Genomic DNA, 15510 nt, shown 5'->3' on the forward strand with positions numbered 1-15510 from the left:
CTTTAACTGCATTACTAGCAATTGAACAAGATGCATCTTCGGTAACTACACAATAAAATTGATAACTTTCTAAATCAATACCTGAGACAGAAAGTGTATTGGTAGTTTCACCAGCAACTGTAGCTGGTGCTAATAAGGCACCATTAACATCTTGCCAGTTGTTTGCGTTACCATCATTAAACCTCCATTGGTAGGTGAGTGTACCACTATTACCTGGCATTGCTGTAATTGAAAAAGTATAGTCTAGGCAACTGGCTGTAGCAATTGGTTGGCTAGTAACTGAAGGGTTACCTACAATAGAAATAGAATAATTACCTAAATCACTAGTATCTTCTGTTCCATTACCTACCCATTCAGAGGCATTATAAGTTGGGTTTGGTCCAGTAATGTTGGTGTTTCTTAAATATGAAAATCCTGTGCCTCCAGGCACAGTATCATCATGCCAATCATCAACTATAGTATTAGTGGCAGAAAAAACAAGTTCAAGGCGATCGTCATCATTAAATCCACTAAGATTACCAAAAGTAAAGTCTGGAGTAATACTAGGAGCGTTAGGGTCATTACTCACTTTACCAACTAATACTTGACCATCATTTATATTTAAGGCTGGAAAAGTATATGTAGAAGTAACAGCACCTCCTAAGGTGGCATACCTATCAACTTCATAATCTGATAAATCTATAGTTGCACCTGTTCCGTTATATATCTCAATATAACCTAGGGAGCCACTATTAGAATCATATACTTCTGAAATTATTAAATCACTAAATGGTGAGCTACAAGAACCACTAAAGTCAATTATTGTAAAATCAGAACCAGTTTCTGTACAAGCAGATTCTATTACAGAAATAGAGCCTGTGGTTATACCATTTGGTACAGTTGCAATTAATGTATTTGCATTAATATACTGTATAGAACTAGCTGCTACACCATTAAAGTTAACGGTACTTGTTGGTGTGTAGCCACTACCAGTTATAGTAACTTCAGCACCTTCAGGACCTTCTATTGGTGAAAAGCTTGTTATAGTATGTGTACAAGGAACAGATAATGTTCCATCAACTAAAACATTATCAATTCTTAAGTTTTCATTGTCTGCATTGTTTGTCATGTTTACTCTAACTTCTAGAGTCGAGCCGTTAAGTCCAGTTTGCGAAACGACAGCTGAGTTGAAATTGCCTACTAGATTACCATTTGCAGAAGCTTGTAACCAAATACCACCATTAATTCTATATGCTGTATTTATGATGTCGATATTTTCATGATCTCCATTTTCTATAGCATCTAAGCTAAAAGAAACATTTGTATACGATGAGATGTCTATTACTGGAGAATGCCAATAAGCGTTTCCGTCAAGATCTCTACCTTCAAAAACTTCATTTACAACTTGAAACCAATCTGTAGTTTCACTTAAGTTTGCTTCGGATACATCAACACTCCATGTTACATCAGATAAATCAAAAGTAGGAATAGGGCCAATGGCTCCTTTTCCATTTTGACCTGTAAAGTCTTCAGTATAGATTTGCCCAAAACCAAAATTCAAAGCACAGACAAGTAATATGAGGGATAAGCAGTTCTCTTTCATAAAGGATTAATTATTACCGTAAACTAATTTCAAAGATAAGTTGAAATCATTGCAAATCAGGCTTTTGCAATGTAAGAAATTATTAACAAAATGTTATATTTTCGCTATATGAACCCACAAAAAACATATACTGTCGATGAAGCGCAAAAAAAGCTTGAAAATTACTGTGCTTATCAAGAACGTTGCCATAAAGAAGTAAAAACAAAGCTTAAGGATATGAAGATGATACCTGAAGCTATTGATAAAATTATGGTGTATCTAATTCAGAATAATTTTTTAAATGAAGAACGTTTTGCTAAAGCATTTGTTAGAGGGAAATTTAGAATTAAACATTGGGGAAAAAACAGATTGGTTAGAGAATTGAAATTTAGAGATATTTCTAAATATGCAATTAATATAGCTCTAAAAGAAATAGATGATAGTGAGTATTATTTAACTCTTGATGAGCTTGTTAAAAAAAGAATTAGTCAAGTCAACGAAAACAATAAATTTAAGAAAAAGAAAAAAGTAGCAGATTACCTATTGTATAGAGGTTGGGAGAGTGGTTTGGTTTACGAAAAACTTAACGAGTACTTATAAATAAAAAAAGCTCTTTTATTATTAAAAGAGCTTTTTTATAATAAATAATATAAAATGTTTTATAAGTTAAAACTAGCTCCTATATTAAATGTAAATTGATTGTAAATATAGTAGCCTGCATCAGATTTGTCATCACTGTATTTTGCTAATGGAAAAGCTGCTTCGGCATAAAGACCAAACCCTTCTGTAAAGAAGTAACGTGTGCCTATATGACCACCAAAATTTTTAAAACTTAAACTAAGACCAGGATAAAAATCTAAATTCTCATCTATATTTAATACATTACCAATATTGGCGTTGAATCTTGCTTTTAAATCAAAACGATCACCAAAATCTGCGTCTAAACGATCATCAATACCTAAGGCATAAGATGATGATACACCTACAGAAATATTTTCACCAAGACCATAATCAAAAGTTAGATTAATACCTGTAGCTTCATCTTGAAAATTAGCACCAACCTGAAATTTTTGATCTCCTTTACCTTCAAAAACTTGAGAATTACTAAGAGAAAATGTTAATAACGTTACTATTAATAGTATGTTTTTCATGTTTGAATTTTTAATAAATAATGAGGGCAAATATACAAATTGAATTCAATTTGTGTCAGAAAATTAAACGTATCGATTAGTATTGGTAACGGCTTTTTTATTTTTCCAATCAATCCATTTTTGACCACTTATACGACGCATTAAATTATCGTAATTGCGCATTAAAAAGATATTATATATTGCTTTGCTAAGGTTTTTTGGGTTTCTGGCAATAGCTCTTAAGCTCATAGAAAAACCAGGTGTTATATAACGCATATAATGCCAATAACCTTCTGGCATATAAAGAATTTCTCCATGATTTAAATTACAAACCCATCCTTTGGCATGTTTTAGTGCAGGCCATTTTTTAAAATCCGGATTTGCAAAATCTATATCTTCTCTAGTAATTAGAGAGTGAGGAATTTTATATAGATGCTTGGTCTGCTTTTGGTCGAAAAGAATGCACTGCTTTTTTCCTTCAAAATGAAAATGAAAGATGTTAGCTAAATCAATATCATAATGCATAAAAGTGTATGAATCTCTTCCTCCAAAGAAAAGCATAGGTAAGCCTTTCATTAATCGTAAACCAAAATCGGGATAACTAAAATCGTTTTGAAGTTTTGGAATTTCTTTTAGAATATTCCATAAGAAGATTCTGTATTTTGTAGGTTCTCGTTTTAGTAAATCTATATAATCGCTCATCTTCATTGTGGCATGAGCTTCATTAAAACCTTCTTCGTAATTTACAGGTCTATTATCATATAATGGAACGGTTTTATCGCCTGCTACTTTTTTCATGTAATCTAAACTCCATTTAGAATAAGCAGGCCAATCTTCTATAAATCGTTCAATAACCACAGGTTTTTGTGGTTTAAAATAATGTTTTATAAAATCAGCTTTTGTGATAGTTTCAACCCGTTGTATGTCTTGAAGATTTAATTGCAAGTGCTAAAACATTTTGAAAATCAAAGTTAATAAAACGTTACCAAAGTTTATTTATTGTTAAACGGAATTTAAGCTGTTTTGTTTTTTTACGGTTTCAGATTTATCTGTTTCAATAAATAGATGATTAATTTACTTTTCTTGTTTTCTGGTTTCTTTAGCTTTAATTTTTTTCTGTTCGTTTCGTTGTATTTTATGTTGCGGTCTGGTCCATTTTGGCTTTTCACCTAAATCAACAAACTTAGAGTCTTTAGCCTCAATTGTTAGTGGTTGAACATTTTTTGTAAATGGCTTTTGAGGTATAAGACCTATTTTTTCAAATAGCTTCATATCTTCATTAACATCTGGGTTTGGTGTAGTTAGTAATTTATCACCAGCAAAAATAGAGTTTGCACCAGCAAAGAAGCACATGGCTTGGCCTTCGTTAGACATTTGTGTTCTGCCAGCAGATAGCCGAACTTGTGTTTCTGGTAAGACGATTCGTGTTGTAGCTACCATGCGTATCATTTCCCATATTTCTACAGGTTTTTCATCCTCAAGAGGTGTGCCTTCAACAGCTACAAGTGCATTAATTGGTGTAGACTCTGGTTGTGGATTTAGAGTAGATAGTGCGACAAGCATTCCTGCTCTATCTTCTATACTCTCTCCCATACCTATGATTCCTCCAGAACATACTGTAACATTGGTTTTGCGAACATTGTCAATCGTTTGCAAACGATCTTCAAAACCACGTGTAGAAATAACTTCTTTATAGTATTCTTCGGATGAATCTAAGTTGTGGTTGTAGGCATATAAACCTGCTTCGGCTAGTCGTTGTGCTTGATTTTCGGTAACCATACCAAGTGTACAGCAGACTTCCATTTCAAGCTTATTTATAGTACGCACCATTTCTAGCACCTGATCAAATTCGGGACCATCTTTTACATTTCTCCATGCTGCTCCCATACACACTCTTGAGCTTCCAGATGCTTTTGCTCTAAGTGCTTGTGCTTTTATATGAGATACTTTCATTAAGTCATTGCCTTCTACGTTGGTGTGGTAACGTGCTGCTTGTGGGCAATAACCGCAATCTTCAGAACAGCCTCCTGTTTTTATAGATAATAATGTAGAAACTTGAACAGTATTAGGATCGTGGTGTATTCTATGAATTGTAGCAGCTTCATAGAGTAGCTCCATTAAAGGTTTGTTATAAATCTTAAGAATTTCTTCTTTTGTCCAATTGTGTCTTACATTACTCATAGAAAAGTTTAAAATTAGAAGTTGTTTTAAAAATAGATATTGTGTGCCATAATCAATAAAGCTTAAAATCGCCTATTTGAGTGGTTTTACTTTATTTAAAACCAAGCAAATAGACGATTTTAATGTAAAACCTATAAAGGGTTAGGGTTCTTTTATAGATTTTCTTTATTTAAAATTATAACGTAATCCAAATAACACGTTACTTGGTGGCATAGGTACAAAACCAGATTCAATATAATCAGCATTAAAAATGTTGCTTGCTGTAATTGTAAATTCAGCTTGGCTTAATTTAATAGCTAGAGAAGCATCCCAAACATTATAAGTTTGTCCAGTGGTACGTTCTGCATATTTATACACAATGTTTTGACGAATATTCTTAAAAAGTTGTGTGCTAAAACGTGTTGTGTATTGATGCTTTAAAGTGTTTAGGGAATAACGAGATAATTCTTCATTTTGATCTAAAATATCATCTTCTAAAAATGCATACCCAAAACTTAAAGTTTGTGTAAAGTCTTTTATCTTAAAGTTGTAAGAAGCATCAAACTCAAGTCCTTTTGTATTAACTTCTGCAATATTAGTTGCTCTAAAGATATTTTCAGAAACATCATTTCTTATATAATCAATTAAATTTTCAGCATCTCTATTAAATACAGCAATACTTGCACTAAATTTAGGTGATGTGTATTTAAAACCTAGTTCTTGGGCAAAAGCTTCTTCTGGCTCTAAATCTTCGTTACCACTAGTTGCAGGATCATTATAATATAAATCAGTGTAAGTTGGTATACGATATGTATAACCAATATTACCATAAACTTTAAAGTTGTTAGTAATATCGTAACCAATATCTAAGCCTGGAAATGCATGAAATTTAAAGTCTGAAAAATACGTTAATGCTACACCAGGTGTAATGTCTAGTTTGTTATCTAGCAAACTAAAACGATGTTCTAAGAATACATTAGTCATAAAACGGTTGCGTTTACCTAGATTATTACTTCTTAGGTATATTTTAGATACATCTATCCCAAAGCCTGTAATACCTAATTCTGAAGTATACGAAGCATTAGTTTCTACACCAATTTTATCTGAAATATGGAAGTTTCTGTAAAAGCTTGGCTCATCGCGTCTTAATAAAAACATATCTTGGTTACGTTTCCAATAGACTCTAGGTTGAATTTTTAACTTATTCTTTCTAAAAGTTGTAGAAAAAGCTATAAGGCTATTTTGAGTTTCTTCGTATTCGTGAAACGTAGGATTAGTAGTGTAGAAATTTTCTGCACCAAACTTACGTTCTAAAAACGTAGCTGTCATTTCAATAGCTTGCGCGTTTTTATTAAATATGCTTTTAAGGTAATAGTTAGCATTATCATAATCAGAGTTGTTTCTATAACCTTCAGATGTTAGTCTACCTACATGAACAATGTGAGATGAATTTTCTTTTTCAATACCAGCTGTTACATTACCATTTAGTTGGCCAAAAGAACCAGCTTCTACATTTACAGAAGTAGAGTTTTTTAAGTTCTTTTTAGTTACAATATTAATAGCACCTGCGAAAGCATTTTGTCCAAACACCCTTGCTGCAGGACCTTTAATGATTTCTATACGTTCTATAACCTCTAGAGGTAAAGCAGCATTCATGGTGTGGTGACCTGTTTGTACATCGTCCATTTTAATACCATCAATGAGTAATAATGTTTGGTCAAAACCACCACCTCTAATATATAAATCGGCTTGGCTACCACCTGTGCCACGACGTCTAATATCTACACCAGCAACTTGTTGTAACAGGTCTGCAATATTTACAGCAGCACTGTTTTTAATGTCTTTTGATGTAATAATGTTTATGGTTCTTGAATTTTCTTTAAAAGGTAAATCTATTCGAGTTCCAGTTAGTGTTACAGAATCTAATTTTTGTTGAGAAACTTCTTGTCCATTTAGCTGAAAAACAGCTATTAACATAAGATTGAAAAGGATAAATTTATTTTTCATTTTGTCATTTAGTTTGAAGCTGCAAAAGTCGTAACTTTCCGGACTGTTACAATAGTCCGTTTTGAAAACACATAATAGTCCGGTTAACGAAAAATTAAAACAATTAATAACATTTGATAAATCGTTAGTGCAGCCTATTTATATACAAGTAGCACAGCAAATCATAAATGCAATTCAGCGTGGGTATTTAATAAAAGGTAGTAAACTACCAGGTACACGTATGTTGAGCAATTTGTTAAATATTCATAGAAATACAGCTGTAGCTATTTACGATGAATTAGCATCTCAAGGTTGGGTAGATATTATTGCTAATAAAGGAACCTTTGTATTGGTGCCAGAACAAACTACTGCGAAAATTAAAGCTACAGGCAAGCACGTAAATCAAGCATATACTTATCCTAAAGAGGCAGGTTTTCCGTTCCAAAAGTCGTTTCATTTGGCATCAACAACAACAGAAACAACTTCAAAATATGTAATTAACGATGGTAAACCAGATTTAAGGTTGCATTCTATTCATCAATTTTCGAGATGGTATAGTGCTGCAATGAAACGTAAACCATTACTTCGTAAATGGAATAGAGTTTCTACATCAGCAACAACAAGTTTTAAAAAACAACTTTGCAATTATTTAAATGCTACTCGTGGTTTTCATATTACACCAAATAATTTGATGAGCACACGAAGCACAGAAATGAGTCTTTATATTGTATCTCAATTACTAATTAAACAAAACGATGTGGTTATAGTAGGGCAACTAAGTCATTATGCTTCTAATACTATTTTTCAAGAAGCAGGTGCTGCTATAAAGACAATTCCTGTTGATAAAGATGGTCTTGATGTAGATTATATAAAAACCCATTTCATTAAAAATAGTATACGATGTGTTTATGTTAGTGCGCATAGGCATTACCCAACTACAAAAACCTTAAGTGCAGAAAGACGACTACAACTTTTACAATTAGCAAAAGATTATGGTTTTGCAATTATTGAAGATGATTACGATTATGATTTTCAGTTTGAAGGCTCTGCCATGCTACCAATGGCAACATCAGACGCTAACGGAATGGTAATTTACTTAGGTAAAATGGGACAGTCTTTATTTCCTAGCTTTCAAACAGGGTTTGTAGTAGCGCCAGAAAATTTAATTTCTGAAGCCAATAATTATTTAACATTACTAGATGAGCAAGGAGATTTAATACAAGAACAGATGTTGTCTGAATTAATTTCTGAAGGTGAAATTTACCGATTGCTCAAAAAGAATATTGTAACCTACAAACAACGTCGAGATTGTTTGTGTAGATTTTTAGAACAGCATTTTAAAGATATTATAACTTTTGAAAAGCCTTTAGGCGGCTTGGCAATCTGGTTGCAATTTCATACAGCAGTATCATTGGTAAAGCTTGCAGAGGAAGCAGAAAAATTAGATTTGTTTTTGCCAAAAACCATTCTTTATCAAGATAAAAATACTTGTGCTATTCGTTTTGGTTTTGGGCATCTTAATGAAGAAGAAATTGAAGCTGTTGTTGTAAGGTTGAAAAGCGCTTATGATATAGTGGTTAGATTTTAGTAAGGGCTAACATTATTTTAGGAATTATACATTTTAGATTTCCATTCATTTTTATCTACCCATTTATAATCATTAGGCACAGTAGCATCTAGCAAATCAATATTTAATTCTTCCGATAGTTCGTAGCCAATGATAAATGCTTCTTTATAATCGTTTTTTTCAAACAAACAGAAATGTTTATTCCTGTCGTACCATAAATTGACTTCATAGATGTAATCACCATCTTGTAAAGGCTGATGAAATACAGAAACGTATTCGTAGTTGTAGATTTGTTTCCATTTCCCAAATTTTAAAGGACCTATTTCTATTGTAGGCTTAAATTTTGAGTGCTCTAAATCTATATAAATACGTTTTTGAGAAGAAAAACCTGCGCCAATAGCAGCAAGAAAAACAATATTTTTAATGTCAACAATGGCACTTCTAACACTTTCGTTAGAAAATTTAACCTCATAAATTGTATATGCTAATAGACCAAATGCCAGTGTAAAAAATAAAGCTGCAATAGGTATTTGCCATATAGGTCTATTACTTTCTGAAATAATAATTTTTGATTTCATGATTCAAATATACAAACTGAAATAGAAGCAAGGTTAATAGTAACTTTTGAAGTATATAACGATTTTCAGCTTTCATTTTAGAGTATATCGAAGACTAAAATCCATTATCTTTACAATCCTATGTATGCCTTAGTAGATTGTAATAATTTTTATGCCTCTTGCGAGCGTGTTTTTAATCCTAATTTAGAAGGAAAGCCAGTTGCTATTCTTAGTAATAACGATGGTTGTGTTATTTCTATGAGTGATGAGGCAAAAGCAATACAGTTACCATTTGGTGCTCCAATTTTTAAGTGGGAAGGCTTTTGTAAAGCAAACGGAATAGAGGTTTTATCTTCTAATTATCCTTTATATGGTGATATGAGTAGTCGAGTAATGAGTATCTTGAAGCAATTTACACCAGATGTTGAAGTCTATAGTATCGACGAGGCTTTTCTACAATTTAAAGGATTTGATAATTACAATCTAAATGAGTATGGTTTACAGATACGTCAACGTATTTTAAAATGGACAGGCATACCAACCTGTGTAGGTATAGCTCCAACAAAAGCATTGAGTAAAGTAGCCAACAAAATAGCAAGAAAATTTCCAAAAGAAACACAAGGGAGTTATGTTATAAATTCTGAGCAGAGCAGAATAAAAGCTTTAAAATGGATAAGATTAGAAGATGTTTGGGGAATTGGTCATGGCTTGCAAAAGCGACTAAAAGCTAAAGGTTGTAAAACCGCTTATGACTTTATACAGCTTGATGATGAATGGGTAAGAAAAACGTTATCTATAACAGAATGGAAATTAAAAAAAGACTTAGAAGGCATTTCTAAGATAAAGTTAGACGAACCAACCCGAAAGCGTGCCATTGCCACAACCCGAAGTTTTGATTATACCTATGATGATATTAACTATATAAAAGAGCGTGTTTCTACTTTTGCAACAAGTTGTGCAGAAAAATTACGTATGCAAGGCTCTAGTTGTCACATGATTATTGTATCAATAAGCAGTAATAGACATAAAAAAGACCAAAAACAACATCGCGCAAGTAAAATAGTAAGTTTTCCTTATCCTACAGATTCTTCTTTGTTGATAAGCAAGGCTGCGGTAAATGCTGTAGAATTAATACATAAAGTAGGTGTTAAATACAAAAGAGCTGGTGTTGTTGTTACGGGTTTGGTGCCTACAGATAATTACCAGTTAGATATGTTTTGTAAAGAAGACCCAAAGCACAAACCTTTAATGTTTGCTATAGATAAAATAAATAAAAAGTATAAAGGTGATAAAATTAAGTTAGGAAATCAAGATTTAGAACGTACTTGGAAAATGCGACAAGAGCGACTCTCACCAAGATATACAACAAACATTAATGATATAATTGTAGTAAAATGATAGCACACAAATCTAATAACTTAACATTCTTTATTCCAGAGGTTATCGAAGGTTCTGGAACTAATTTTTTTGATACAGGGATTTCGGCTGGTTTTCCTTCACCAGCAGATGATTTTAAAGAACAACGCTTATCTCTAGATGATGAATTAGTAAAAAATAAAGAAGCTACTTTTTATGCACGCGTTAGTGGGCAATCTATGATAGGTGCTGGTTTAGATGATAATGACTTACTAGTAATAGATAGAAGTTTAGAGCCTGAAAACAATAAAATAGCTGTTTGTTTTTTAGATGGTGAATTTACTGTAAAACGTCTTAGAGTATCAGATGGTGAAGTATGGTTACAGCCAGAAAATCCAGACTATCCAATTATTAAAATTTCTGAAGAAAATAATTTTGTTATTTGGGGAATTGTAACCAATGTGATTAAAAAAGTGTATTAATTTTTAATTAAGACAATAATCATAATGAATCAAACGATAAAATGGGGAATTATTGGTTGTGGTAGTGTCACCGAAATTAAGAGTGGTCCAGCATATAAAACAACTAAGGGTTTTGAGCTTGTTGCTGTAATGCGAAGAAATTTAGATTTAGCTAGAGACTATGCAAAACGACATGGAGTACTTCATTATTATTGTGATGCAGATCAATTAATTAATAATCCAAACGTAGATGCTGTTTATATTGCTACACCTCCAGATACGCATCATTACTATGCGTTAAAAGTTGCTGAAGCAAATAAAATATGTTGTATTGAAAAACCCATGGCTCCAAGTTATGGAGAATGCTTAGAGATACAACGAGTCTTTAAAGAAAAAAACTTACCATTATTTGTAGCTTACTATCGTAGATCCTTACCAAGATTTAATAAAGTTAAGTCTTTATTAGAAGAAAATAGAATAGGAGATATAAGGCATGTTAGCTGGTATTTAAGTCGTACAGCAAGTGATATAGATACATCAAAAGCGTATAATTGGAGAACAGATGCTAAGATTGCACCAGCTGGTTATTTTGATGATTTGGCAAGCCATGGTTTAGATTTGTTTGTTTACCTATTAGGAGATATTGTGAGTGCTAAAGGCATTTCAGCAAACCAACAACAATTTTACAGCGCAAAAGATATTATAACAGGATCTTGGGAACATCAATCTGGTGTCATAGGTTCTGGGATGTGGAGTTTCGGGACTTACAAAAGAGAAGATTGTGTTAGAATTATAGGTAGTAAAGGTGAAATTAGTTTTTCTGTGTTTTTAGAAACGCCTATTAAATTATTGACAGATAAAAAGCAGCTAACATTTCAGATAGATAGTCCTAAGCGTATTCAACAATTTCATGTTGAGAATATGAAAAAACATTTAGCTGGTAGTTATCATCATCCTTCAACAGGAGTTACTGCAGCGCATACTGCATGGGTAATGGATAAGATTTTAGGAAAGTTATGAATATAAAAAAACGCGAAGCAAATACTTCGCGTTTTTATTTTATTATTTATTGAAAAAGATTAATCGGCTAAGATTATTAGCTTATTATCTTTCATTTCAATAGTTCCAGAATTAATAGATAACCAAACTCCATTGTCAGATTTTGAAAATTTATCTTCAACTTCTTCCTCAAGTGTAATATTACCCTTTACTTTTACTTGCCCTTCTTTAAGAATTGATACTATAGGTGCGTGGTTTGTTAATATTTCAAATTCACCATTTACACCAGGAACAGTAACAGCAGTTACTTCTCCGCTAAATAAAGTAGCTTCAGGTGATACAATTTCTAAATACATAGTTTTTAAAATTTCAATTTTAAAATTCTAAATTCCAAAATACTATTATTGTAATTTGGAATTTAGGTTTTGAAGTTTTATCAAGCGTCTATTGATTAAGCTTCAGCAAGCATTTTCTCACCAGCTTCGATAGCTTCTTCAATAGATCCTTTAAGGTTAAATGCTGCTTCTGGTAAGTGGTCTAATTCACCATCCATAATCATGTTAAAACCTTTTATAGTTTCTTTAATATCTACTAATACACCTGGTATACCTGTAAATTGTTCCGCAACATGGAAAGGTTGAGATAAGAAACGTTGTACACGACGTGCACGTCCTACTGCCATTTTATCTTCTTCAGATAATTCTTCCATACCAAGAATTGCGATAATATCTTGTAATTCTTTATAACGTTGTAACAACTCTTTTACACGTTGTGCACAATCGTAATGGTCATCACCTAAAATCTCTGGTGTTAAAATTCTTGAAGTAGAATCTAAAGGATCTACTGCAGGATAAATACCTAACTCAGCAATTTTACGAGATAATACTGTTGTTGCATCTAAGTGAGCAAAGGTTGTCGCAGGCGCAGGATCGGTTAAATCATCCGCAGGTACATAAACCGCTTGTACAGATGTAATAGAACCTTTCTTTGTAGAAGTAATACGCTCTTGCATAGCACCCATCTCAGTTGCTAAAGTAGGTTGGTAACCTACTGCAGAAGGCATACGTCCAAGTAATGCAGATACCTCAGAACCAGCTTGTGTAAAACGGAAAATATTATCAACGAAGAATAATACATCTTTTCCTTGTCCATCACCAGCTCCATCACGGAAATATTCTGCAATTGTTAAACCAGATAATGCTACACGAGCACGTGCTCCAGGAGGCTCATTCATCTGCCCAAACACGAAAGTTGCTTTAGATTCTTTCATAGCAGCTTTATCTACTTTTTGAAGATCCCATCCGCCTTCTTCCATAGAATGCATAAAATCATCACCGTATTTAATAATACCAGACTCTAACATTTCACGAAGTAAATCATTTCCTTCACGAGTACGCTCTCCAACACCTGCAAATACAGAAAGACCACCATGACCTTTTGCAATATTATTAATCAACTCCTGAATTAATACTGTTTTACCTACACCAGCACCACCGAATAAACCAATTTTACCACCTTTTGCATAAGGCTCAATTAAATCGATAACTTTAATACCTGTAAATAAAACCTCAGTAGAAGTTGATAATTCTTCAAACTTAGGTGCTTGTCTATGAATAGGTAAACCAGCTTCGCCAGCTTTAGGTAAATCACCTAACCCATCAATAGCATCACCAATTACGTTAAAAAGACGTCCATAAACATCCTCGCCAATTGGCATTTGAATTGGAGCTCCAGTAGCATTAACTTCTGTACCTCTACTTAAACCATCAGAAGAGTCCATTGCTATAGTACGTACTGTATCTTCACCAATGTGAGATTGTACTTCTAATACTAATTTTGAACCATCTGGATTATCAATTTCTAATGAATCATAAATTTTTGGAAGTTCTGAACCAGCAGCAAATTCTACATCTATAACTGGACCTACGATTTGTGCAACTTTACCTGTAACTTTTGACATTACCTATTGTGTTTTTGTTTTGCAATAATTTGAAAATGAAAAACAGCTTACCCAAGTAAGTTGAGCTTAAGCGTTTTTCGCGCTGCAAAGATATATTTTTATTTAAAAAAAATGTGCCATTTTCAAATAAAAAAAACACGCTATTATAAAGCGTGTTTTTATTTGAGATTATATGTGTTATTTTACTGTAGTTGAGGTGAATAGTTTGTTGGGAAATCCCCAGCTTTAGCTAAATTACCTGAAGCTTCAAAGTTAGAACCATAAGCATCATCAATAGCTTGTAAGAAGCTATTTGCCATTAAAGCATAACCTCTTGCTGTTAAATGAACACCATCTAAGCTTACTAGACCTCCAAAAACTAAATCTGTATTAAGATGATAATCATCAAACATAATCCCGGTTGTAGATGCTTGATCTAAAATTGCATTTAAATCAACCAAAGCTAGACCGTTTGCACTTGCTATACTAGAAATTGTAGCATTGTATGCTTGAGTAGCCATTGCAATTTCTTCTTGCTCTTCTGGTGTTAAGACCCACATATCTGCTAGTGGTATAGCAACACCATTAACTGTTTGAGGATTACCAGGAACCGCTTCTGTACCAATAAAGCTGGAAGCTGGTAAAACAAGTAAATCTTCAGCTGTTGCTTGTCTCATACTTACAAGTGCAGGGTTCAATCCTGTTAAATCAATTAAATTCTCATCCATAATTACTACAGCATTACCTTCACCTTCAGAAAATGTGATTATTCTTTTTGCTAATTCTGCATCTGCAATTTCTTGAGTTATTTGATTCATTTGTACCAATGCTCCTAAGGCTTGTGCAATACCAGCATTATATGCGCCATAAGCATTGCCACTATTTAAGAAACCTGCAGTAGCAGCATCTAATGGCACTGGGTTATGAGGTACTGTTGTAAAATGAGATAAACTTGTAATATTTGGTAAATTACCAATAACTCCTTTAGCTCCATTAGCTGTTAAACCAGCTACTAGAGCATTAAGAGAAGCATTAAAGGTTGCTGTATCTGTAATAGGGTTGTAGTTAGGAGCGTTTGTGTCACTTTCACCACCTGATAACGCATAGCCTAAAACATCATTACCACCAACTTCAGAGATAGAAAAGAATGTTGGGTTTTGAGCAACTGCTAACTCTAAAATACTTGCATTAGGAGCATTACCTGTTACACGTATTGCATAAGGATTAGCCGCAGCTGGGAAATTTGCAATATTTCCGTATCCTGGAGCAACTAAATGAAAACTTTTAGCTCCTGGAATTCCTAAATTATTAAATGGTCCTGTAGGGTTGTTTAAAGCAAAATCGGTTGTAGACATTGCTATAGGGTTAACTGATTGTAATGCTACTGGACCAGCACCACCAAATACTAATCTTTCTTCAAATAAACGGTTGCCAGTAATTGGGTGAATTACTGGATTTCCTGCTAGAATCAATCCTCCAAAATTATCATTCATTAATGGTTGATTAAACGTACCACCTCCAATATTAGCAAATTTAGTTGCCATAATATTTGGGAATGAATTTTCTTGACTTGCTATAAAAAGCGCATTATCTGTAAAACCAGCAGTGAATGAAGCTCCTATAGCTACATAATTTGAAAAATCTACTGTGCCAGCAGTAAGTTCTGGTAAAGTCTCATCACCAGTATCGTTTCTGTCTCTTAAATCTTCTACGAGTTCATTCTCGCAAGACACCATCGCTAATGTAAGTAATGATAGTGCTATATATTTTATTTTTTTCATCTTAATAGTTTCT

14 protein-coding genes are annotated in these 15510 nt (G+C 33.1%); 5 read left to right on the forward strand and 9 right to left on the reverse strand.

Annotation, left to right across the window (positions count from 1 at the left end):
- The coding region (locus tag N4A42_RS04850; protein ID WP_294070699.1) for a lamin tail domain-containing protein at positions 1 to 1582 on the reverse strand (1582 nt) is incomplete at its 3' end.
- Positions 1583 to 1690: 108 nt separating this feature from the next.
- Here N4A42_RS04850 and N4A42_RS04855 point away from each other — a divergent pair.
- Positions 1691 to 2161, forward strand: coding sequence for a regulatory protein RecX (locus N4A42_RS04855; RefSeq protein WP_294070702.1), 471 nt, complete (start codon positions 1691 to 1693; stop codon positions 2159 to 2161).
- A gap of 59 nt (positions 2162 to 2220) precedes the next feature.
- Here the strand turns inward: N4A42_RS04855 and N4A42_RS04860 are convergent, their stop codons facing one another.
- The 4 genes from N4A42_RS04860 to N4A42_RS04875 form a co-directional block, all read right to left on the reverse strand.
- On the reverse strand, positions 2221 to 2712 hold the full coding sequence (locus N4A42_RS04860; protein WP_294070705.1) for a DUF6646 family protein: 492 nt from the start codon (positions 2710 to 2712) through the stop codon (positions 2221 to 2223).
- Between the two features lie 63 nt (positions 2713 to 2775).
- A complete protein-coding gene (locus tag N4A42_RS04865) occupies positions 2776 to 3636 on the reverse strand; it encodes a cupin-like domain-containing protein (protein WP_294070708.1) in 861 nt (286 codons plus the stop codon).
- Positions 3637 to 3765: 129 nt separating this feature from the next.
- Positions 3766 to 4872 (reverse strand): biotin synthase BioB, encoded by a 1107-nt coding sequence (gene bioB / locus N4A42_RS04870; RefSeq protein WP_294070711.1) that lies wholly within the window; start codon positions 4870 to 4872, stop codon positions 3766 to 3768.
- A 165-nt stretch (positions 4873 to 5037) separates the two neighbouring features.
- Positions 5038 to 6858, reverse strand: a complete 1821-nt coding sequence (locus N4A42_RS04875; RefSeq protein WP_294070714.1) for a TonB-dependent siderophore receptor — start codon at positions 6856 to 6858, stop codon at positions 5038 to 5040.
- A 61-nt stretch (positions 6859 to 6919) separates the two neighbouring features.
- Between N4A42_RS04875 and N4A42_RS04880 the strand changes: the two genes are divergently transcribed.
- Complete coding sequence (locus N4A42_RS04880) at positions 6920 to 8425, forward strand: PLP-dependent aminotransferase family protein (RefSeq protein WP_294070717.1); 1506 nt, start codon at positions 6920 to 6922, stop codon at positions 8423 to 8425.
- A gap of 17 nt (positions 8426 to 8442) precedes the next feature.
- Here the strand turns inward: N4A42_RS04880 and N4A42_RS04885 are convergent, their stop codons facing one another.
- The gene (locus tag N4A42_RS04885; protein ID WP_294070720.1) at positions 8443 to 8982 is read right to left on the reverse strand and encodes a hypothetical protein; all 540 of its coding nucleotides are present in this window, start codon (positions 8980 to 8982) and stop codon (positions 8443 to 8445) included.
- 120 nt (positions 8983 to 9102) lie between these two features.
- On the opposite strand from N4A42_RS04885, the gene N4A42_RS04890 reads away from it, so the two are divergent.
- Genes N4A42_RS04890 through N4A42_RS04900 form a run of 3 tightly spaced genes read left to right on the forward strand, consistent with a single transcriptional unit; the run spans position 9103 to position 11798 of the window.
- Positions 9103 to 10359: a Y-family DNA polymerase gene (locus tag N4A42_RS04890; RefSeq protein WP_294070723.1), complete on the forward strand. Its 1257-nt coding sequence runs from the start codon at positions 9103 to 9105 to the stop codon at positions 10357 to 10359.
- Positions 10356 to 10799, forward strand: coding sequence for a LexA family transcriptional regulator (locus N4A42_RS04895; RefSeq protein WP_294070726.1), 444 nt, complete (start codon positions 10356 to 10358; stop codon positions 10797 to 10799). Before N4A42_RS04890 ends, N4A42_RS04895 begins: the two co-directional genes overlap by 4 nt.
- Positions 10800 to 10823: 24 nt before the next feature.
- Positions 10824 to 11798: a Gfo/Idh/MocA family oxidoreductase gene (locus tag N4A42_RS04900; protein ID WP_294070729.1), complete on the forward strand. Its 975-nt coding sequence runs from the start codon at positions 10824 to 10826 to the stop codon at positions 11796 to 11798.
- Between the two features lie 59 nt (positions 11799 to 11857).
- On the opposite strand, the gene N4A42_RS04905 is transcribed toward N4A42_RS04900, so the two are convergent.
- The 3 genes from N4A42_RS04905 to N4A42_RS04915 all read right to left on the reverse strand — a co-directional run bounded on the left by N4A42_RS04905 (position 11858) and on the right by N4A42_RS04915 (position 15497).
- On the reverse strand, positions 11858 to 12133 hold the full coding sequence (locus N4A42_RS04905) for a hypothetical protein (protein WP_294070732.1): 276 nt from the start codon (positions 12131 to 12133) through the stop codon (positions 11858 to 11860).
- Between the two features lie 95 nt (positions 12134 to 12228).
- Positions 12229 to 13737, reverse strand: a complete 1509-nt coding sequence (atpD, locus tag N4A42_RS04910; protein WP_294070734.1) for a F0F1 ATP synthase subunit beta — start codon at positions 13735 to 13737, stop codon at positions 12229 to 12231.
- Positions 13738 to 13919: 182 nt separating this feature from the next.
- Positions 13920 to 15497 carry a G-D-S-L family lipolytic protein gene (locus N4A42_RS04915; protein ID WP_294070737.1) on the reverse strand — a complete coding sequence of 526 codons (1578 nt, stop codon included), beginning with the start codon at positions 15495 to 15497 and terminating at the stop codon, positions 13920 to 13922.
- Positions 15498 to 15510: the final 13 nt, after the last annotated feature.

The organism is Winogradskyella sp. (assembly GCF_025210595.1).
Classification (GTDB): Bacteria; Bacteroidota; Bacteroidia; order Flavobacteriales; family Flavobacteriaceae; genus Winogradskyella.